This window comes from Burkholderia sp. BCC1972 (assembly GCF_905339605.1).
GTDB lineage: Bacteria > Pseudomonadota > Gammaproteobacteria > Burkholderiales > Burkholderiaceae > Burkholderia.
In genome coordinates, this window is sequence record NZ_CAJPGH010000022.1 from 50,859 (window position 1) to 70,231 (window position 19,373).

Genomic DNA, 19,373 nt, shown 5'->3' on the forward strand with positions numbered 1-19,373 from the left:
GCGTATTTTACCCGCGTCGCCGGCGTCCCTCGCGGGTCGCGGCATTACTGCGTGCATCGACGCGCTCGACGGTGAACGCGAACCGCCGCGTCAGCCGCTCGCCGGGCGCGAGCAGCGTCATCCCGTGCGCGGTCGCGCCGCCCGGCAGGTTCACCGCATTGATCGGATGATCGACCGGCTCGAAGCAGAAGAAATCCTCGCCCGGCGGCGTGTAGAGCACGTACGCGTCGGCATCGGCCGCGACGGTCAGCGACAGCCCGCGGCGCGGCCAGCTCACCGTCGCGTGGCCGCCCCAGCCGGTGAACGCGTGATTGACGAGTGCGGCCGGCAACGGATACGCGACGCCGAACTGCCAGGCCGGCGGCACGCTCACGTGCCGCACCGGCAGGAAATCGGCGCCCGACAGCCACAGCCCGCCGGCCGCCGCGGCCAGCTCGGTCACCGTGTCGCGCACGAGGAACGGATGCACGCCGAGCCCGAACGGCAGCCGCGCGCGCCCCGCGTTCTCGATCGTCAGCGCGATCGACAGTGTCGCATCGTCGAGTTCGAACGACTGGATCGCGCGAAACGCATACGGCGCGCCGGCCGTGCGGTCGAGCGACAACTGCAGCGTCGTGTCGGTCGCATCGTCCACCTGCCACGGCGCGAGCCAGCCGTCGCCGTGGATCGGCAGCGCCTCGTCGCGGCGGTTGCGCGGCACCGCGACCTTGCGCCCGTCGCATTCGAAGCGCCCGTCGCCGATCCGGTTCGAGTAAGGCAGCAGCGGATAGCACGCGAGCTCGTTCGGGTCCGTCGCCGCCTCCGGATGCTCGCAGCGGCGGAACACCGGCACCAGCGCGCCGTTGTCGCCGCGCCAGTCGAAGCGCGCGATGCCGCCGCCGAGGTGCGGCAGCACGTCGAGCCGCAGCGACGCGTTCGACAGCGAGACGGCCGCCGCATGCGCGGCGCCGACGCCCTGCGCGAACGCGGCCGTCTGCGGGCCGGGGCTGACCGGCTGCGCGGCGGCGGCCAGGCGCGCGCGGCGCGACTGGCTGGTGGACGACGATGCGCGCGAGGACGTGGCGGTCATGGTGAACTCCTTTCCTTCGTCGAAGAAACGATGCAGGTCGATGCGAACGGTCAGGCCCAGCCGCCGTCGACGATCACGTCCTGCGCGGTGATCATCCGGCTGTCGTCGGCCGCGAGAAACAGCGCCATCCGCGCGAGGTCGGCCGGCAGCAGCTCCGCGTCGATGCACTGGCCGGCCTTGATCGCCGCGCGGCCGGCGTCGTCGAGCCACAGCCGGCGCTGCTTGTCGGTCATCACCCAGCCGGGCACCAGCGAATTCACGCGGATGCCGAACGGGCCGAGGTCGCGCGCGAGGCCGCGCGTCAGGCCCTGCACGGCCGCCTTCGCCATCACGTAGACGGGATAGCCGCCGTTCTTCAGCATCCAGCTGATCGAGCCGAGATTGATGATCGCGCCGCCGCCCTGCCGCTTCATGTCGTCGATCACCGCCTGCGCGGCGAAGAACTGGTGGCGCAGGTTCACCGCGATGCCCGCGTCGAACGAATCGGGCGTCACGTCGCCGATCGCGTGGCGCGTGTCGTTCGCCGCGTTGTTCACGAGTACCGCGATCGCGCCGATGCGTGCGCGGATCGCGTCGATCGCGCGGCGCAGCGCGTCGACGTCGGTCAGGTCGCAGGACAGGAACAACGGCGCATGGCGCACGTGCGCGAGGCGTTCGGCCAGCGCGGCGCCGGCGGCCGCGTCGAGGTCCACGAACGCGACGCGCGCGCCCTGTTCGGCGAAGTGCTCGACGAACGCCGCGCCGATGCCGGTCGCGCCGCCCGTGATCAGCACCGCGCGATCCTCGAGACTCGGATAGCGGGCGTAGCGCGCGTCGCTCGCCGCCGCGTGCGCGCCGTTCACTGATGTGTCGATGGTCATGCGGTTCGTCTCCGTGGATTCGGTCAGTCGCGTACGCCGCGGTTCTTCAGCTGGTCGAGCAGCACGGCCGCGAGCAGGATCGCGCCGCGCACGAGGTACTGGTAGAACGCGTCGATGTTCAGCAGGTTCATCACGTTCTCGACGGTGCCCATGATCAGCACGCCGATCACGACGCCCGAGATCGTCGCACGGCCGCCCATCAGCGACACGCCGCCGAGCACGCACGCGGAGATCACGTTCAGCTCGAAGCCTTGCGCGGCGTTCGGCTGGCCCGACGTGATGCGCGAAGCGAGGATCACGCCGGCCAGCGCCGTGACCGCGCCCTGGATCAGGAAGATGTAGACGCGCGTGCGTTCGACGTTGATCCCCGCGAGCCGCGACGCCTCGGGGTTGCCGCCGATCGCGAGCGTGTTGCGGCCGTACACGGTCTGGTTCAGCAGCACGCCGAATCCGATGAAGCACAGCAGCGTGACCCAGATCGGCAGCGACACGCCGAACATCGACAGCCCGCCGAGCGCGATGAAGGTATCCGACGACACGCCGACCGCCTGACCTTTCGACACGATGAAGCCGAGCCCGCGCACGATCTCCATCGTCGCAAGCGTCGTGATCAGCGCGTTGATGCGCAGGTACGCGATCACCGCGCCATTCACGAAGCCGATCGCGGCACCGGCCGCCACTGCCGCGACGATCGCGACGAACGTGTTGTCGGTCGCGTTCAGCACCATCGCGCACAGCACGCCGGAGAACGCGACGGTCGAGCCGATCGACAGGTCGAAGTCGCGCGACGCGAGGCAGAACATCATCGTGCACGCGACCATGCCGATCTGCGAGATCGACAGCGCGAGGCCGAGCATGTTGTCGATCGAGAAGAAGTGATCGACGGTCAGCGACATCGTGATGAACATCACCGCGAAGATCGCGATCAGGCTGTATTCGGTCAGGTGCTGCCACCACTTCTGGCGGTCGCTCTGCTGTGGAACCAGCGCGTCGGCCGATGGCTTCACGGCGGCGCTGGCAAGGTTTTCGTTGGCTTGCATGGTGTGTCTCCTGCTCCTGCATCGCGCGGCCCGCGCCGCGCGTGTTCGATTCGAATGTCCCGGGCTTATCCGGACGTAGGCGGTCGCGTCAGGCCGCCTCGACCGCGCTCGTCTGCGGCAGCGCGAGGTTCAGCACCGCGTGTTCGTTCGCCTGTTCGCGCGGCAGCTCGCCGGCGATCCGGCCTTCGCGCATCACGACGATGCGGTCGGACACGCCGAGCACTTCCGGGAGTTCCGACGACACCATCACGATCGCGCAGCCGCGCTCCGCGAGCCGGTAGATCACGTCGTAGATCTCGTGCTTCGCACCGACGTCGATCCCGCGCGTCGGCTCGTCGAGGATCACGACCTTCAGGTCGGGCTCGGCGAGCCAGCGCGACAGGATCGCCTTCTGCTGGTTGCCGCCCGACAGGAAGCGGATCTTCTGGCGCCGGTTCGGCGTCTTGATCTTCAGCCGCTGGATGAAGCGGTCGGCCGTTTCGCTTTCGGCCTTGCGGTTGATGAACAGCCCCGCGCGCAGCGAATGGCGGCGGCAGCTGATGTTGATGTTCTCCGCGACCGACGCGATCGCGATGATCCCCTCTTCCTTGCGGTCCTCGGGGCACAGCACGATGCCGTGGCGGATCGCGTCGCCGGTGCGCTTCACGTCGATGCGCGCGCCGTCGAGCGTCAGCACGCCCGCGCGCCGGTGGTCCGCGCCGTATACGAGCCGCATCAGCTCGCTGCGGCCCGCGCCCACCAGCCCGAAGAAGCCGACGATCTCGCCCGCGCGCACCGAGAAGCTCGCGGGTTCGCGCAGTGCATGGCCGTCGATGCCTTCGGCGGAGAATCGCACGTCGCCGAGCGTGCGCGGCGCGTAATGATAGATATCCGAAATCTCGCGCCCGACCATCTCGGCGACGAGCCGTTCGCGCGGCACGTCGGCGAGCGACTCGTGCGACGCGATCTTGCGCCCGTCGCGGAAGATCGTGCACGCGTTGCAGAGCCGGTAGATCTCGTCCATCCGGTGCGAGATGTAGATCAGCGCGCGGCCCTGCGCACGCAGGTCGTCGACGAGCTTGAACAGCACCTCGGTCTCGCGATGCGACAGCGAGCTCGTCGGTTCGTCGAGCGCGATCACGCGCGCATTGCGCATCAGCGCCTTGCAGATCTCGACCATCTGCCGCTGCGCGATCGACAGCCGCCCGAGCTTCGCGTCGGGATCGAGATCGACGCCCATCGCCGCGAGCCGCTCGCGCACGTAGCGCTTCGCCTCGCGCTTCCTCACCCAGCCGAACGCGTTCGGCAGGCGGCCGAGCAGCAGGTTTTCCGCGACCGTCAGGTCGGGCACGTACTGCAGCTCCTGGTGAATCACCGCGATGCCGGCCGCGATCGACGCGGCCGCATTCGCGAACTGCACGGGCTGGCCGTCGACCAGCACGCTGCCCGCATCGGGCTGGTATTCGCCGCCGAGAATCTTCAGCAGCGTTGATTTGCCCGCGCCGTTCTCGCCCATCAGGCCATGCACCTCGCCCGCATGCACGTCGAACGAAATGCCGTCGAGTGCGCGCACGCCGGGGAATACCTTGCCGATATTGTCAAAACGCAGTGCCGCTGACACGTCGTCTCCCTCTCCCTGCTTCCGAATCGATCGACCGCCGGCCGCCGCATCGCCGCGGCAGCCGGCGGGCCGCTTACTTCGACGCGAGCCCCATCTCGTCGCGCACCTTCGACACGTTGTCGCGCGTCGCGAGCATGCCGGTCGTCAGCGTCAGCGCCGGCGGTGCCTTGCCCTGCGTGATCCACGCGTACATCAGGTCCGAGGTTTCCTCGCCGTGGCGCTTCGGGCTGATGATCACGGTGCCGTAGAAGCCCGTCGGCTGCGGCTTCTTGAACTCGTTCAGCGCCGAATCGGAACCGCCGATGCCGATGCCGATCATGTTGTCGGCCTTGAAGCCGCGCCCTTCGGCCGCGCGCACCGCGCCGAGCACGGCCTCGTCGTTCAGGCCGTACGCCACCCAGTGCTTGAACTGCGGGTTCTTCGTGAGCGCGATGTTCGCCGCGTTGAACGCGTTTTCCGTGTCGGTCTTCGCCTGCGGCGCCGCGATCACGTTCGCCTTCGGGAAGCCGGCGGCCACCAGCGCGTCGGTCGCGCCGCTCGTGCGGTCGTGTGCGGTCGGCAGCTGCTCGTAGGTGATGTCGATCGCGCCGACGTCCTTCATGTCCCAGCCGCGCTTCTTGATCTCGGCCGCGATGCCGTCGCCGACCTGCTTGCCGATGTTGTATGCGGAGATCCCCATGTGCGGCACCGACTCGATCGGCTTGCCCGCGCCGTCGACGAGGCGGTCGTCGACCGTCATCATCTTCAGGTTGTGCGACTTCGCCTTCGCGACGATGCCCGGCCCGAGCTTCACGTCGGGCGTGCAGATGATGAAGCCCTGCGCCTTCTGCGCGGACAGGTTGTCGATCGCGCTCATCACCTTCTCGCCGGACGGCGCGCCGATCTTCACGAGCGTGAAGCCCTTCTGCTTCGCGGCGATCTCGGCGAATTTCCACTCGTCCTGGAACCACGGCTCTTCCGGCTGCTTCACCAGGAAGCCGATCTTGACCGGGTCGGCCGCATGCGCGACCGGGCTGCCCATCACCACCGCCGCCGCAGCGGCCAGCGTTACGAACGTTCTGCGTTTCATCTCCAGTGTCTCCTTGTTTTCATCGAACAGGATGCAGCCGCTTGTTGGTTTCGACGCAGCGTGCGCGCGGCCGTCGCACGTTGCGGTCTTTCGAATCGTTGCGTCAGTCGTGGTACAGCGCCGCACGCCCGCCGTCGACGGTGATGCATGCGGCATTGATGAACGGCGCCTCGTCGGACGCCAGAAACACGGCCGTCATCGCGACCTCCTCCGGCCTGCCGATCCGCTTCATCGGCTGCAGCGCGAGCGTCTCGGCGCGCGCGGCAGCCGGGTCGGGCTGCGCGTCCCACCAGTCGCGCGTGAGCTGCGTCTCGATGTAGCCCGGCGCGATCGCGTTCACGCGCACGTTGCGCGCCGCGTATTCGATGCCGAGCGCACGCGTGAGACCAAGCACGCCGTGCTTCGCGACCGGGTACGGAAAGCAGCCCGGGATGATCCTGAATGCATGCGTCGACGCGATGTTGACGATGCTGCCGCGACCGCGCTCGACCATGCCTTCCAGCGCCGCGCGGCAGCCGTGCCACACGCCGTCGAGATCGACCGCGAAGCAGCGGCGCCAGTCGTCGTCGGTCATCGTCAGCGGATCGGCGAACACGTTGATGCCCGCGTTGTTCACGAGCACGTCGAGCGGGCCGAACGCCGCTTCGGCCTGGGCGAGCGCATCGCGCACCGCATCCTGCCGCGCGACGTCGGCCTGCAGCGGCAGCACGCGCGCGCCGTCGAATTCGCGTGCAATCGCGGCGGCCGTGTGCTGCGCCTGCGGGAAGTCGAGATCGACGAGCGCGACGGCCGCGCCCTCGCGAACGAACGCGCGGGCGATCGCGGCGCCGATGCCGCGGCCCGCGCCCGTCACCATCGCGACCTTGCCCGCGAGGCGGCCCATCATGCCGCTCCGCCGCGCGCGACGCGCAGGCCGGCCTGGAACGCGCGTGCGTTCGCCGCCGTCGTGTCGGCCGACTGGCCGGGCCGGTACAGCGCCGAGCCGAGCCCGAAGCCGTTCGCGCCGGCGCTGAGGAACGGCTCCATGTTGTCGGGCGAAATCCCGCCGACCGGGATCAGCGGCACCGCACGGTCGATCACCGCGCGCCACGCCTTCACGACCACCACGCCGAGCTGTTCGGCAGGGAACATCTTCAACACGTCGGCACCGTTCGCGAGTGCCGCGAACGCTTCGGTCGGCGTCGCGACGCCCGGTGCGCTCGCGAGGCCGCGCTCGCGCGCGCGGCGGATCACGGCTGCGTCGCTGTGCGGCATCACGATCAGCGCGCCGCCCGCATCCTGCACGCGGTCGACATACTCGGCACGCAGCACGGTGCCCGCGCCGACGATCATGTCGTCGGGCAATGCGCGCCGCAGCGCCGCGATGCTGTCGAACGGATCCGGCGAGTTGAGCGGCACCTCGACGATCCGGAACCCGGCTTCATACAGCGCACGGCCATGGTCGGCCGCTTCGGCGGGCGTGATGCCGCGCATGATCGCGATCAGCGGACACGCATCGAACGCACGCATCAATGCGGCGTGGGGCGTGTACGGCGCGGGCAATGTCAGGTCGGACGGCATCGAAGTTTCCTTTGCAAGCAGTTCATTGGTCGGCGCAGACGGGCTCGCCGTCCGCGCGCACGAGCCCGGCGCGCGACGCGATCCGCCACAGGCCGAGCTCGGTCGCATGCGCGGCGACACGCGCATGCGCATGGCCGAATACCTGGAGCGCATCGACGTAGCGCGAACACAAGCCGTCGTCGCCGATCAGCAGCAGCGGCTGGTCCGCGAGCGCGATGCCGCGCTCCGCGAGCATCGCGTCGAGCGCGTTGAGCTCATGGCCGATCAGCAGGCCGGACAGGTAGTCGCCCTGCGCGTCGGGCGCAAGCCGGTCGGTCAGCCCCAGCGTGCGCGTGCTGAAGATCGTCGCGAGCAGCCCCGTGCGCTGCGCGCCGCGCGCGACCGACACGCCGCGCACGAACGCGTCGCGATCCGGCGAAGCGCCCGCGCGCATCGTGCGGCCGAGGATCGTGTGGTCGCGCAGCACCGCGAACAGCTCGCCCGTCATGAAGGTCTGGAAACGCTCGATCAACCCGTCCTTCACCCACGCCCATTTCGCATGCGTGCCCGGCAAGCCGATCAGTACCCCTGAACGATCGGCGCCAAGCGTGGGATCGCTCGCGAGTGCACCGAATATCTGCGTTTCTTCGCCGCGCATCACGTCGGGCAGTTCGCCCGTCGCGATCACGCCCGGCACGATCGAGACCGTCGCGCCGCGCGACGTCGTCACCGTGATGAGGCCCGCGACGAGTGCGTCGGCACCGGCCGGCACCGCGACGTACGGCGCCTCGCGCCAGCCCTGCGCGCTGCCGACCATCCCGGCGGCGAGCACCGGCAGGCCGGGTGTGCGGTCGAGCCAGTCGCCGCATGCTTCCTCGAACACGGCGTCGAACGCGCGCGCGCCGCCGCCCGGCACATGCATGACGCCCGCCGCGCGGCTGCGCGTGTCGAGCAGCGCGCCGTGCGCGTCGTACAGGTAAGCGCGCAACGACGTCGTACCCCAGTCGAGCGCGATCAGCGACGGGGCGGCGGTGCTGGCAACCGGAACGGGCCGGGTCGAAGTGGTCATCGTTTGATCCTGCGGGTACCCTGCGGCGGGCTCCAGCCCAGTTCCGCGGAAATGGCTCGCGCTTCGCGCTGCACGAGCGGAATCAGTTCGTCCATCCGGTCGTGCGGCATGTACGGAATGGTGCTGGCGACCGACACGGCCGCGACGACCGCACCCGACGCATCGCGGATCGGTGCGGCCACGCAGCGGATCGACGCCTCGTTCTCCTCGAGGTCGAACGTATAGCCGCCGGCCGCGTAATGGGCCATGCGCTGCAGGAACGCGTTCGTCTCGGGCCGGTTGTCGGGCTTGAAATTGACGCCGGCCAGTGCGCGCCGCGCGGCTTCGAACAGCGAGCGCCACAGGTCGGGATCGAGGTCGAGCATCATCGCCTTGCCGATGCCGGTCGACGCGAGCGGCATCCGGTGGCCGACGCGCGAGCGCATCTCGAGGCCGCGCGTGCCGGGAATCTTGTCGATGTACAGCACGTCGTCGCCGTCGCGCACGCCGAGGTGGATCGTGTCGAGCGTCGCTTCCGCGAGCGCTTCGAGATGCGGCCGCGCCACCGCGGTGAGCGGCATCTGCTCCAGCGCGATCGTGCCGAGCTCGATCAGCTTCGGGCCGAGCAGGTAGCCGCCCTGCACCTGGCGCAGGTAGCGCGCCTGCACGAGGCTGCTGACGAGACGGTGCGTCGTGCTGCGCGTCGTGCCGAGCGCCGCGCCGATCGCCCGCATGTCGCGCGCGCCGTTCGCGATCGCCTCGAGGATCGCGAGGCCGCGCAGCAGCGTCTGCGTGCCGGCCTGCTGCGCGGCGAGATCGAGCGGCGTGCTGGTCGCGCCGATGCTGTCGGTCAGCGATACATCGTCCGGCGTCGCGCGCCGGGCGTCGAGGGCAAGGGAATCGGGCATCTTGGTCATGGAACGGGCTTCTTCAACGGAATCGGTGAAGCCATCCGCGCGGCGCCGGAACGAGGTCCCGTGCTGCGGCGTGGCGGCGGTCGATGCACCGAGTAAAGCGCCCGGCGAACTTCATGGAAGGTGTCTCCGTGTGCGACGGGCGCCGCGCGATGCGTGGGTCCGAAGCTGTCGATGTGCTTCGGATTGTAGGAGCGCACGCACTCGTCTCCAATATTTGAGTGCGTTGTCCAGATAATGAGAATTCGGCGAAAACCGGCCAGGAGCGCGACGCAACGGCCGCGCCATGAGCACGGGGGCGGAACCCGCCGTGCCGCAGGTTCCGCCCCCGTTTGTTCACGACGCGCCGCGCTTACTGCTGGGTGCTCGTGCTGCGTGCCTGCATGTAGCGCTGCACGTCCGCGAACGACACGCGGCCGCTGCCGCCCGCATCGATCTGCCGGAAGTGGTTCGCGACATAGCCGAGGCCGGCCGCCCGCGCCTGCGACTCGGTGATCGCACCCGTGTTCTGCGTGTCGGCCGCGCTGAACTGGCTCGCGAGCTTGCGCACGACCTGCGCGTGCAGCGCGGCGCCCGTCGTCTGCGTGCCGGCGGTCGCCTTGCGCGCGGCCGGCGGCACGTACGGATCGCCGAGCTGCGCCTGGCGCGCACGCGCCGGTGCGGCGGCGTCGCTCGCCTGCGCGAACGCGGATACGGATGCTGTGGCGCCGGCGCATGCAAGCGCCGCGGCAGCGACGATGAAACGTTTCTTCATATCAGGCTCCAGTCTGGAATGAGGTCGTCGACGGCCGGCGAGCGGCGCCGTCACGGGCGCGCGTCGCCGGCCTCGCACATCGCATCAGTGCGCGGCCGCGTTGTAGAAGGTCACGAGGTCGGCTTTCTCCTGCGGACGCGACGTATCGTCGAGATAGACCATGTGTCCGCCCTGATAGTCCTTGATCGTCAGGTTCGGCTGCGTCCCGAGCCGCGCGAGGTCGAGCTCGGTCTGGTAGAACGGCGTCGCGATGTCGTGATACCCGTTCAGCGACAGCACCTTCAGTTGCGGATTCAGCGTCAGCGCCGCGGCGAGGTCGGGGATCGTGTCGGGCATCGCGAGCCCGTCGTGCGTCCAGTCCCACGTGTTGATCGCATTGCTGCTCACCGAGTAGGCCGACTGCGCGGTGTACTTCAGCTCGTTCGGCAGGTACTTGCCGATCGTGTCGGTGAACGGCTTCGTGATGAACGAGCTCGACGGATCGCCGTCGGCCGCGAGCGGGCTCGACACCGGCACGTTCACGCGCGCGTCGTAGCGGCCGATCAGCGTGCCCGGGACCAGCGACAGCTGGAAGCTGTTGTCGAAGAAGGTCGGGACCACGTTGAAGTCCGCATTCCACAGCGACTGCTTCACGCCCGTCGCATTCACCATCGTCGTGACGAGGTTCGGCGGCGGCGGCGTATGGCTCGCGAGATACGCGTTCACGGCGGGCGCGTAGCTGCCGGCCGTCAGCAGGCGCATCTGGTCCGCATACTGCGGCAGGTTCGACGGGTTCGGATTGTCGAGCTGGTAGTACGCGCCGACGGTTCCGTACGACGGCACGAAGCCCGCGCAGCTCACCGGGCTCGATCCGTTGTTCGAGTTGCCGATGTAGTCGCTCGCCATGTCGCAGTTCGTGTTGTAGTTTAGGATCGACGACTGCAGCACGATGCCGTCGAGCTTCACGCCGGCCGTCTCGAGCAGGTTCGCGAGCACGTCGGTACGCGGCGTGCCGTACGATTCGCCGAACAGGTATTTCGGCGAAGCGCTGCGCTGGTTCACGGCCAGGTAGCGCGTGACGAAATCACGGAACGCGCCGCCGTCCTGGTCGACGCCCCAGAACGTCTGGTTCGTGTTCGGCGCGATCGCTTCGGAGAAGCCCGTGCCGATCGCATCGACGAACACGAGGTCGGTCGTGTCGAGCAGGCTTTCCTGGTTGTCGACGAACGGGAACGTCGACGTGTTCGCGTTCGGGTCGCCCGTCTGGATCCGGCGCGGGCCGAACGAGCCGAGGTGCAGCCACACCGAGGCCGAGCCCGGGCCGCCGTTGTACAGGAACGTCACGGGCCGCTTCGCCGCCGGCTGGTTGTCGGCCGTGTAGGCGACGTAGAAGAACGACGCTTCGGGCGCGCCCGTCTGCGGGTTGCGCGCGACGAGGTGGCCGGCCGTGGCCGTGTACCGGATCGTCTTGCCGTTCAGCGTGATCTGATGATGCGTGACGGCCGCTTTTTCGACCGCGGCGGAGGCATCGAGCGACGCAGTCGCGCTCGACGAATAACTATTGGGATCGTTGTACGCCTTGTCCACCTGAGCGGCGGGATCGGCTGAATTGTCGGCGCTCGCAGCAGCGGACGATGTCACGTCGTCGTTGCAGGCCGTCAGAATCAGCGAAGAAAACACCACCCCCAACAACAGCTTCGCTTTGCTCGCTGGCATCGTTGCTTTCCTTCTCTCGGATGTTTTTTGTGTCGAGCAGCCGGATAAGCCGCCCCCCGCCTCGATTGCGGCCGATAAGCCGAGGCGCTGGCCAATATACGCGAGCCCGTCAGCTTTGAAAAATTTTGAAATATTTGGCTGGCGGAGGGTGCGGCGCACACCTTTCAGGAATGCTTCGAATCGTGAAACGTTGCATTTCACGTCGCTTTCAATGACTTTCGCGTTTACCCGCGACGACTAAAAAAGGGCGGATTTCGTGCCATATCGGCGAACAAACTCGCACGGTCGCGAGAATTGATCAGCAAGACGAAATAGACGGATTCGTCTAATGGATGTGGCCCGAAATGCGCGTGACACGAATGCGCTGCAGTGCACCAATGGCGCATGGGCATCGGAACGGACAACGCGGCGGCGCGCTCGCGCCGCTCACTCCGATTGCGGCAGTTCGGCCGTGCCCATCCGGCGCGCGATGACCGCCGCGCGCTGCGCCTGGTAGGCCGAGCCGCGATGCGCGTCGAACCAGCGCGGCTTCGGCAGCATCACCGCGAGGCGCGCCGACTGCCACGCGCCGAGCCGGCTCGCGGGGACCTTGTAGTAATAGCGTGCGGCCGCCTCGGCGCCGTACACGCCGCGGCCCCATTCGACCGAATTCAGGTAGATCTCGAAGATGCGCTCCTTGTCGAGCACCGCTTCGAGCATCCACGTGATGATGAGCTCCTGCCCCTTGCGGATGTAGCTCTTCTCGCGCGACAGGAACAGGTTGCGCGCGAGCTGCTGCGTGATCGTCGAGCCGCCCGCGACGATCTTGCCGCGCGCCTTGTTCTTCTCCCACGCCTGCAGGATCGCGTCGACGTCGTAGCCGTTGTTGGTCGCGAAGGTCGAGTCTTCGGAGGCGATCAGCGCGCGCTTCAGGTTGCGCGAGATCTGGTCATACGGCACCCACTGGTGCTGGATCTGCGCGGGCGGCGTCGCGCGCGACAGCCACCACGCATCGGTGCGCATGAACGCGGTCGAGCCCGGGTTCACGAACGACCACAGCGCGATCTGCGCGAGATAGAACAGCTGCGTCGCGAGCCACGCGCCCGCGAACACCGATCCCGCATAGGCAATCCAGCGAGCGAGGCTCACCGATTGCGTGCGCTGCGTGCTGCTCACCGCCACCACGGGCCGCGCTCCGGTCAGCTCGCCGCGAGCGCCTGGCGCAGCGCGGCCAGCACCGGTGCACCGTCCGGCCGCACGCCGCGCCAGATGTAGAACGATTCGGCCGCCTGCTCGACCAGCATCCCGAGCCCATCGGCCGTGCGCGCGCCGAGCGACGCCGCGTGCTGCATGAACACGGTCGGCTGCGCGCCGTACATCATGTCGTACGCGAGCGTGCCCGCGCCGAACGCGGCCGCGTCGCATTCCGGCAGCGCGGCATCGAGGCTGCCGGCCGTCGCGTTGATCACCACGTCGTACGGCTCCGCGCGCACCACGTCGGGACCACCGCCCGCGAGCGTGCAGCCCGCGTCGTGCGCGGCCTGCATGAACTGGCCGACGAGCGCTTCGGCCTTGCTCGCGGTACGGTTCACGATCGCGATCGCGAGCGGCGCACGGTCGAGCAGCGGCAGCACGACGCCGCGCGCCGCACCGCCCGCGCCGAGCAGCAGGATGCGTGCGCCCGCGAGCGACACGCCGAGATTTTGTTCGATGTCGCGCACAAGGCCGACGCCGTCGGTGTTGTCGCCGTGGATATGGCCGTCGGCATCGATGCGCAACGTGTTCACCGCGCCGGCCGCCGCCGCGCGCGGCGACAGCGAGTCGGCCAGCGCATGTGCGTCGAGCTTGAACGGCACCGTCACGTTCGCACCGCGGCCGCCTTCGGCGACGAACGCGCGCACGGCCGCCTCGAAGCCGTCGACCGGCGCGAGCCGGTGCGCGTACTCGATCGGCTCACCCGTCTGCGCGGCGAACTGCGCGTGGATGAACGGCGACTTGCTGTGCGCCACCGGGTTGCCGAACACGACATAGCGGTCGGCGCCGCTCGTCGACGCCATCGCGTTCATGATGCGCGCCCCTCTTCGCCGTCGTTGCCGCCAGCGGCTTCGCCGCCGGCTTCTGCCGCCGCGCCGTCGGCTTCGGCCAGCGCTTCCGCCTCGGCTTCCGCCGATGCGTCTTCCGCGTCGACCAGCGTGTCGTCGCCGCCTTCGGCGTCATCCTCTTCCTCGGCCGCGTCGCCGCTCGTCACGGTCGGCGCGTCCAGCACGTTCAGGAGGCGTACCGACGCCTCGATCGTCAGTTCGTCGAGCGACATCACATCGAGCAGCACACGCGTGCCGCGCGCATGCACGCCGAGCCCCGGCACGTGCAGCAGCAGCGGAATTTCCTCGAGGCGCACGAGATCGCCCTTCACGACGCTCGCGACGACCTGCTTCTTCTGCTCCTGCGCGAGCCAGCGCAGGCACCAGAAGTACTCCATCCGGCGCTGGTAGTCGGCGTAGGCCGTGTACGTATCGTCGAAGCCCTGCACGACTGCGTACAGGTCGGCGTCCTTCGGCTTGAACGGCGCGGCAAGCTTCGCGGTGACGCCGTGCTGCACGCACGCGAGCAGCTGCCACTGGTTTACGAGGTCGACGTAGCGGCGCAGCGGCGACGTGCTCCACGCGTACTGCGCGACGCCGAGGCCCTCGTGCGGCGCGGCCGTCGTCTGCATCCGCGTGCGCTTCGGGCCCGGCGCGCCGAAGCCGCGCTGCGAGCGGTAGATGCCCGGCACCGTGTGGTCGTGCAGGAACGCGCCCCAGGTCGAGTTCGCGAGGATCGCGAGCTCCGACACGATCAGGTCGAGCGGCGACCCGCGGCGGCGCGGCGTGATCGACACGTGCTCGCCTTCGACGTAGAAGTTGTAGTCGGTGTTGCGCTGCACCTCGCGCTTCAGGCCGTAGCCCGCGCGCGCGACCTGGCGCTTCTCGAACAGCGCCTGCGCGAGCGGCCACAGCACGGCGATGTCGTCCTTGTGCGGATAGTCGCCGGTGCCGGCCGCGAGCGTCTCTTCGTTGACGAGCTCGTCGAGCGTGTTGTGGCGCAGGTTGTTCTTCACGAACACGAGCTCGGCGCGCGTCTCGTTCGCGACGATCTCCTGCGTTTCGCGGTTGACGATGATGTACAGCGACAGCGCCGGACGGTAATCGCCTTCCTTCAGCGTGAACACGTCGACGACGTTGTCCGGCAGCATCGTGATCTTGTCGCCCGGCATGTAGACGGTCGACAGGCGCGTGCGCGCGATCGCGTCGACCGCGTCGCCGCGCACGATGCCGAGCGCCGGCGCCGCGATGTGCACGCCGATCCGCACACGGCCGTCCGACAGGTGCTCGACCGAGAATGCGTCGTCGATTTCGGTCGTCGTGATGTCGTCGATCGAGAACGCCTCGACGTTCGCGCGCGGCAGGTCGTCCGGCAGCGCGCCGACCGTGACGGGCGGAAAGCCCGTGCCGTGCGGGAAGAATTCGGCGAGGAAGCGCGCCTCGTGCAGCGCGCGCGGCGACGCGATGCCGCCGCAGTCGAGCATCAGCCGCGCCGGCGACACGCCACGCGCGCCGGCCGCCGCTTCCATCGCCTTGTATTCGATCGCGTTCTTGTCCGGCCGCGTCAGCAGCCCGAGCACCTTGCCCGCGAATGCTTCCGGCAGCTTGCCGGCCTTCAGCTCCTCTTCATACTGCGCCTGGACCAGCGCCTGCTGGCGCTTGCGCTCGAGCGACGCGAGCGCCATCTTGAGCTGCTCTTCCGGCGCGCGCTGGTACTGGCCGCGCCCCTTGCGGCGGAAGTAGACGGGCGAACCATGCAGCCGCAGCACCAGCGCCGCGCGCTCGACCGGGCCGTACGTCGCGCCGAAGTACTCGGCGGCCAGCGCCGTATACGCAAACTCGTCGGCCGGCGCGCATTCCCACAGGAAATCCAGGTCGATCTGCTGCGCGGCCGTGTCGGCCTCCTGCATCAGCTCGCCCGCGGCCGGCTTCTCGAACTCGATCAGCACGTCTTTCGCGCGCACCTTCGCCCGCCGCCCGCCCGGCAACTCGACCTGAAATGCATCGCCCTGGCGCGACAGCACGCTGCCCGCCTTGAAACTGCCCGATTCCTCGAAGAAAACGTTCACTCAGTACTCTCGTTCAGACTGCCCGGCGCCGCATCGGCGGCACCGCATGATGATGGGGATTCGATCGGCACACGGCCGGTTTATGACGTCTTTCCGTCGCAAAAGGCGAGAACGTCGTCGACATAGTCGGCAAATTCGCTGATTCCGTGATCGCTGCCTTCGATCACGCGCGTTTTCGCACCTGGGTAATGGGCCAGCATCTCGCGGTAGTCGAGCACTTCGTCGCCGGTCGCCGCGAACAGATAGTAGCGTTCGGCACGCGTGATCGCCGGCACGCGCAGCGCATCGAGCTCATGCAGGTGGCGACGCTCGACGACGATCGTGCCACCGCCGTGGTACAGCGGCTGTTCGCCCAGGTGCTGCTCGAGATCGCGCTGCGGCACGATGGCCGGATTCAGCAGCACGGCCTTCCAGCCGTGCTTTTCGGCCAGCCACGTCGCGTAATAGCCGCCGAGCGAGCTGCCGACGACGGTGACGTCGCGCGCACCGGCCACCTCGGCTTCCGCGACCGCGATCGCCTCCAGCGGCGACACCGACAGCGACGGGCACCGCCACTCGTCGGTGCGCCCGAGTTCGGCCATGCGCGCGGCGAGCTGCCGCGACTTCTGCGATTCCGGCGACGACCGGAAGCCGTGCAGATACAGGATCACGTGCGGCTCCCGAGCGCGTCGAGCAGCTTCTGGTGCACGCCGCCGAAACCGCCGTTGCTCATCACGAGCACGTGGTCGCCCGGGCGCGCGGCCTCGACCACCCCCTTCACCAGCAGGTGCAGGTCGTCGAACGCGCGCGCGTGATCGCCGAGCGGCGCCAGCGCTTCGGCGAGATTCCAGCCGAGCGCGTCGCGCCCGGTCGGTGCGCCGTAGCCGAACACGAGATCGGCATCGGCGAGGCTCGCCGGCAATTGCGACTTCATCACGCCAAGCTTCATCGTGTTCGAGCGCGGCTCGAGCACGGCGAGGATGCGGGCATTCTGGCGGCCGATGCGTGCACGAAGGCCGGCGATCGTGGTTTCGATCGCGGTCGGATGGTGCGCGAAATCGTCGTAGACGGTCACGCCGTCGACGCTGCCGCGCACTTCCATCCGGCGCTTCACGTTGCGGAACGACGCGAGCGAAACGGCCGCCTGCGCGGGCGGTACGCCGACATGGCGTGCAGCGGCAATCGCTGCCAGCGCGTTCATCCGGTTGTGATCGCCCTGCACCTGCCACGCGACTTCGCCGACGCGCTCGGCCTGCGAATACACCGCGAAGCGCTCGTCGACAGGCACGCCGTCCTCGGCCGGCAGCGCCTGCCAGCCGCCGTCGACGCCGAAGCGCTCGACCTCGCTCCAGCAACCGCGCGCCAGCACGCGCTCGAGTGCGTCCGAGCGGCCGTTCGTCACGATCCGGCCAACGCCCGGCACGGTGCGCACGAGGTGGTGGAATTGCGTCTCGATCGCGGCGAGATCCGGGAAGATGTCCGCGTGATCGAATTCAAGGTTGTTCAGCACCGCGGTGCGCGGCCGGTAGTGGACGAACTTCGAGCGCTTGTCGAAGAACGCGGTGTCGTATTCGTCGGCCTCGATCACGAAGAAGCTCGAATCGGTGAGCCGCGCCGATATGCCGAAGTTCAGCGGCACGCCACCGATCAGGAAACCCGGGTTCAGGCCCGCGTCCTCGAGCAGCCACGCAAGCATCGACGACGTGGTCGTCTTGCCGTGCGTACCCGCGACCGCGAGCACCCATTTGCCGGCCAGTACGTGCTCGCCGAGCCACTGCGGGCCCGACACGTACGGCAGGCCGCGATCGAGGATCGCCTCCATCAGCGGATTGCCGCGTGTGACGACGTTGCCGATCACGAACAGGTCCGGTTTCAGGTCGATCTGCTCGGCGCCGTAGCCCTCGATCAGCGTGATGCCCTGCGCCTCGAGCTGCGTGCTCATCGGCGGATAGACGCCCGCGTCGCAACCCGTCACCGTGTGGCCCGCCTCGCGCGCGAGTACGGCGAGACCGCCCATGAAGGTGCCGCAGATGCCAAGAATGTGGATGTGCATAGAGTGAATGCTTTCGCGCCGCCGGGCGCCGTCGATTCGGAAAGGATGCGTGTGCGGCGCGCCGGACGGGCCGCGCGACCGGCGCCTGGCCAACGACTTTTGCCGCGACACAAAGATGGCTATTGTAACTGACGGCCTGCACTGCCCGGCGGCCCGAACGATGCGAGCGAACGCCGCCCGTACGCCAGGCGGCAGCCCGCCGCACCCGCGCTCTGGCGCTTCGGCGATCGAGTATGATTGCCGGATCATGTCTCGCAAATCCCTTCTCGACCCGCGGCGCGTCCGCGAGGAAATCGCCCAGTCCGCCGCCCGCCTGATCGCGGAGGACGGCCTCGACTACGCCGGCGCGAAACGCAAGGCCGCGCGCCAGTTGCTGGGCGATACGCGCGTTGCCGGCGAATGGCTGCCGGATAACGACCAGATCGAGGAAGAACTGCGCGAGTACCTCGCACTGTTCCAGAGCGACACGCAGCCGGACGAACTGCGCCGCCTGCGCGAGATCGCGCTCGACTGGATGCGCCGGCTCGCCGAGTTCCATCCTTATGTGACGGGCGCCGTGCTGAACGGCACCGCGAACGCCCATTCGGATATCCATTTGCAGGCATTCACCGACAACCCGAAGGACGTCGCCATCTACCTGCTGAACCAGAATGTCCAGTATGACGTGTCGGAGACGCGGCACTTCGCGGGCCGCGCCGACGTCGAGACGCTCAGTTTCCTGTGGCGCCCGCGGCGCGACGTGGATGCGATCGGCATCCACCTCGCGCTCTATGCGAGCGACGACCTGCGCGGCGCGGTCAAGGCCGACGCGCGCGGCCGCGTCGCCCGTGCGGATGCCGCCGCGCTGCGCGCGCTGATCGAAGCAGGCAAGGCCCCTTCCGAACCGGAATGATTCAACGATGATGATGAAACGCATGTTGGCGCTCGCGGTCGTCGCGGCCGCCGCCGTTGCCGGCGGGCTCACCGCCGGCCACTGGTTCCGCGGCAGTGCCGACGACGGCGTCGCCGTCGCCGCGCCCACCGTGCACGGCAACCCGGTCGACCAGTTGTGGGCGTCGTCGTTGACGGGCACCGACGGCAAGCCGGCCACGCTCGCGGCCTTCAAGGGCCAGAAGGTCGTCGTCAATTTCTGGGCGTCGTGGTGCGGCCCGTGCGTCGAGGAGATGCCCGAGCTCGTCGCGCTGTCACACCAGTACAAGCAGAAAGGCATCCGTTTCATCGGGATCGGCGTCGATTCCGAGCAGAACGTGAAGAACTTTCTGCAGAAAGTGAAGGTCGACTATCCGGTCTTCGTCAGCGGTTATGCGGGCGCCGATCTGGCCCGCAATTTTGGAAATACCGCCGGCGCGTTGCCGTTTACAGTCGTGATCGACGAAACCGGCAAGATTCGCGAGACAAAATTGGGACAAATCCAACCGGCCGAGCTGAAAAAGACGCTCGACGCGCTGTAACCGGCCCGAACGGCGGCCCGCACGTTGGCGGCGATTTGCCTGTCGATCGCCGCAATTTCGCGTGAATTCGCTGATACTTTGCGCCCATGCCGGTAATTCTTGCAGGTCCGGCGCGCCCGGCCGTTCGGCAAAACTAGACAAATTTCTCTAAATAGCGCTAAAGTTCGCGCAAT

General features: G+C 68.3%; 18 protein-coding genes. 2 read left to right on the plus strand and 16 right to left on the minus strand.

Going from position 1 to position 19,373, the window contains the following annotated elements:
* Positions 1-7: 7 nt before the first annotated feature.
* From U5798_RS26785 to mpl, 16 genes are all read right to left on the minus strand, one after another.
* A complete protein-coding gene (locus U5798_RS26785; protein WP_124455353.1) occupies positions 8-1,069 on the minus strand; it encodes an aldose 1-epimerase in 1,062 nt (353 codons plus the stop codon).
* Positions 1,070-1,119: 50 nt separating this feature from the next.
* Positions 1,120-1,929 (minus strand): SDR family oxidoreductase, encoded by an 810-nt coding sequence (locus U5798_RS26790; RefSeq protein WP_322083762.1) that lies wholly within the window; start codon positions 1,927-1,929, stop codon positions 1,120-1,122.
* 23 nt (positions 1,930-1,952) lie between these two features.
* Positions 1,953-2,969, minus strand: coding sequence for an L-arabinose ABC transporter permease AraH (araH, locus tag U5798_RS26795; protein WP_089434525.1), 1,017 nt, complete (start codon positions 2,967-2,969; stop codon positions 1,953-1,955).
* 88 nt (positions 2,970-3,057) lie between these two features.
* A complete protein-coding gene (gene araG / locus U5798_RS26800; protein WP_124455351.1) occupies positions 3,058-4,569 on the minus strand; it encodes an L-arabinose ABC transporter ATP-binding protein AraG in 1,512 nt (503 codons plus the stop codon).
* Positions 4,570-4,642: 73 nt separating this feature from the next.
* Positions 4,643-5,638 (minus strand): arabinose ABC transporter substrate-binding protein, encoded by a 996-nt coding sequence (locus tag U5798_RS26805; RefSeq protein ID WP_124455350.1) that lies wholly within the window; start codon positions 5,636-5,638, stop codon positions 4,643-4,645.
* A 103-nt stretch (positions 5,639-5,741) separates the two neighbouring features.
* Complete coding sequence (locus tag U5798_RS26810) at positions 5,742-6,521, minus strand: SDR family oxidoreductase (RefSeq protein ID WP_124455397.1); 780 nt, start codon at positions 6,519-6,521, stop codon at positions 5,742-5,744.
* On the minus strand, positions 6,521-7,198 hold the full coding sequence (locus U5798_RS26815; RefSeq protein WP_124455349.1) for a 2-dehydro-3-deoxy-6-phosphogalactonate aldolase: 678 nt from the start codon (positions 7,196-7,198) through the stop codon (positions 6,521-6,523). The genes U5798_RS26810 and U5798_RS26815 overlap by 1 nt, the downstream gene beginning before the upstream one ends.
* Positions 7,199-7,220: 22 nt before the next feature.
* Positions 7,221-8,246, minus strand: coding sequence for a 2-dehydro-3-deoxygalactonokinase (locus U5798_RS26820; RefSeq protein ID WP_322083763.1), 1,026 nt, complete (start codon positions 8,244-8,246; stop codon positions 7,221-7,223).
* The gene (locus tag U5798_RS26825; RefSeq protein WP_124455347.1) at positions 8,243-9,142 is read right to left on the minus strand and encodes an IclR family transcriptional regulator; all 900 of its coding nucleotides are present in this window, start codon (positions 9,140-9,142) and stop codon (positions 8,243-8,245) included. The genes U5798_RS26820 and U5798_RS26825 overlap by 4 nt, the downstream gene beginning before the upstream one ends.
* Positions 9,143-9,491: 349 nt before the next feature.
* Positions 9,492-9,893, minus strand: a complete 402-nt coding sequence (locus U5798_RS26830) for an EF-hand domain-containing protein (protein WP_124455346.1) — start codon at positions 9,891-9,893, stop codon at positions 9,492-9,494.
* Between the two features lie 84 nt (positions 9,894-9,977).
* Positions 9,978-11,588: a S10 family serine carboxypeptidase-like protein gene (locus U5798_RS26835; RefSeq protein ID WP_322083764.1), complete on the minus strand. Its 1,611-nt coding sequence runs from the start codon at positions 11,586-11,588 to the stop codon at positions 9,978-9,980.
* A 426-nt stretch (positions 11,589-12,014) separates the two neighbouring features.
* Positions 12,015-12,752, minus strand: a complete 738-nt coding sequence (gene mtgA / locus U5798_RS26840) for a monofunctional biosynthetic peptidoglycan transglycosylase (RefSeq protein WP_124455345.1) — start codon at positions 12,750-12,752, stop codon at positions 12,015-12,017.
* Positions 12,753-12,766: 14 nt separating this feature from the next.
* Positions 12,767-13,633: a shikimate dehydrogenase gene (gene aroE / locus U5798_RS26845; RefSeq protein WP_124455344.1), complete on the minus strand. Its 867-nt coding sequence runs from the start codon at positions 13,631-13,633 to the stop codon at positions 12,767-12,769.
* The gene (locus U5798_RS26850) at positions 13,630-15,717 is read right to left on the minus strand and encodes an RNB domain-containing ribonuclease (RefSeq protein WP_124455343.1); all 2,088 of its coding nucleotides are present in this window, start codon (positions 15,715-15,717) and stop codon (positions 13,630-13,632) included. The genes aroE and U5798_RS26850 overlap by 4 nt, the downstream gene beginning before the upstream one ends.
* Before the next feature lie 80 nt (positions 15,718-15,797).
* A complete protein-coding gene (locus U5798_RS26855) occupies positions 15,798-16,367 on the minus strand; it encodes a YqiA/YcfP family alpha/beta fold hydrolase (RefSeq protein ID WP_043191364.1) in 570 nt (189 codons plus the stop codon).
* The gene (mpl, locus tag U5798_RS26860) at positions 16,364-17,749 is read right to left on the minus strand and encodes a UDP-N-acetylmuramate:L-alanyl-gamma-D-glutamyl-meso-diaminopimelate ligase (RefSeq protein WP_322083765.1); all 1,386 of its coding nucleotides are present in this window, start codon (positions 17,747-17,749) and stop codon (positions 16,364-16,366) included. The genes U5798_RS26855 and mpl overlap by 4 nt, the downstream gene beginning before the upstream one ends.
* A gap of 247 nt (positions 17,750-17,996) precedes the next feature.
* Between mpl and U5798_RS26865 the strand changes: the two genes are divergently transcribed.
* Both U5798_RS26865 and U5798_RS26870 read left to right on the plus strand, forming a co-directional pair.
* A complete protein-coding gene (locus tag U5798_RS26865; protein WP_124455341.1) occupies positions 17,997-18,641 on the plus strand; it encodes a UDP-N-acetylmuramate--alanine ligase in 645 nt (214 codons plus the stop codon).
* A 7-nt stretch (positions 18,642-18,648) separates the two neighbouring features.
* Positions 18,649-19,200 carry a TlpA disulfide reductase family protein gene (locus tag U5798_RS26870; RefSeq protein ID WP_322083766.1) on the plus strand — a complete coding sequence of 184 codons (552 nt, stop codon included), beginning with the start codon at positions 18,649-18,651 and terminating at the stop codon, positions 19,198-19,200.
* Positions 19,201-19,373: the final 173 nt, after the last annotated feature.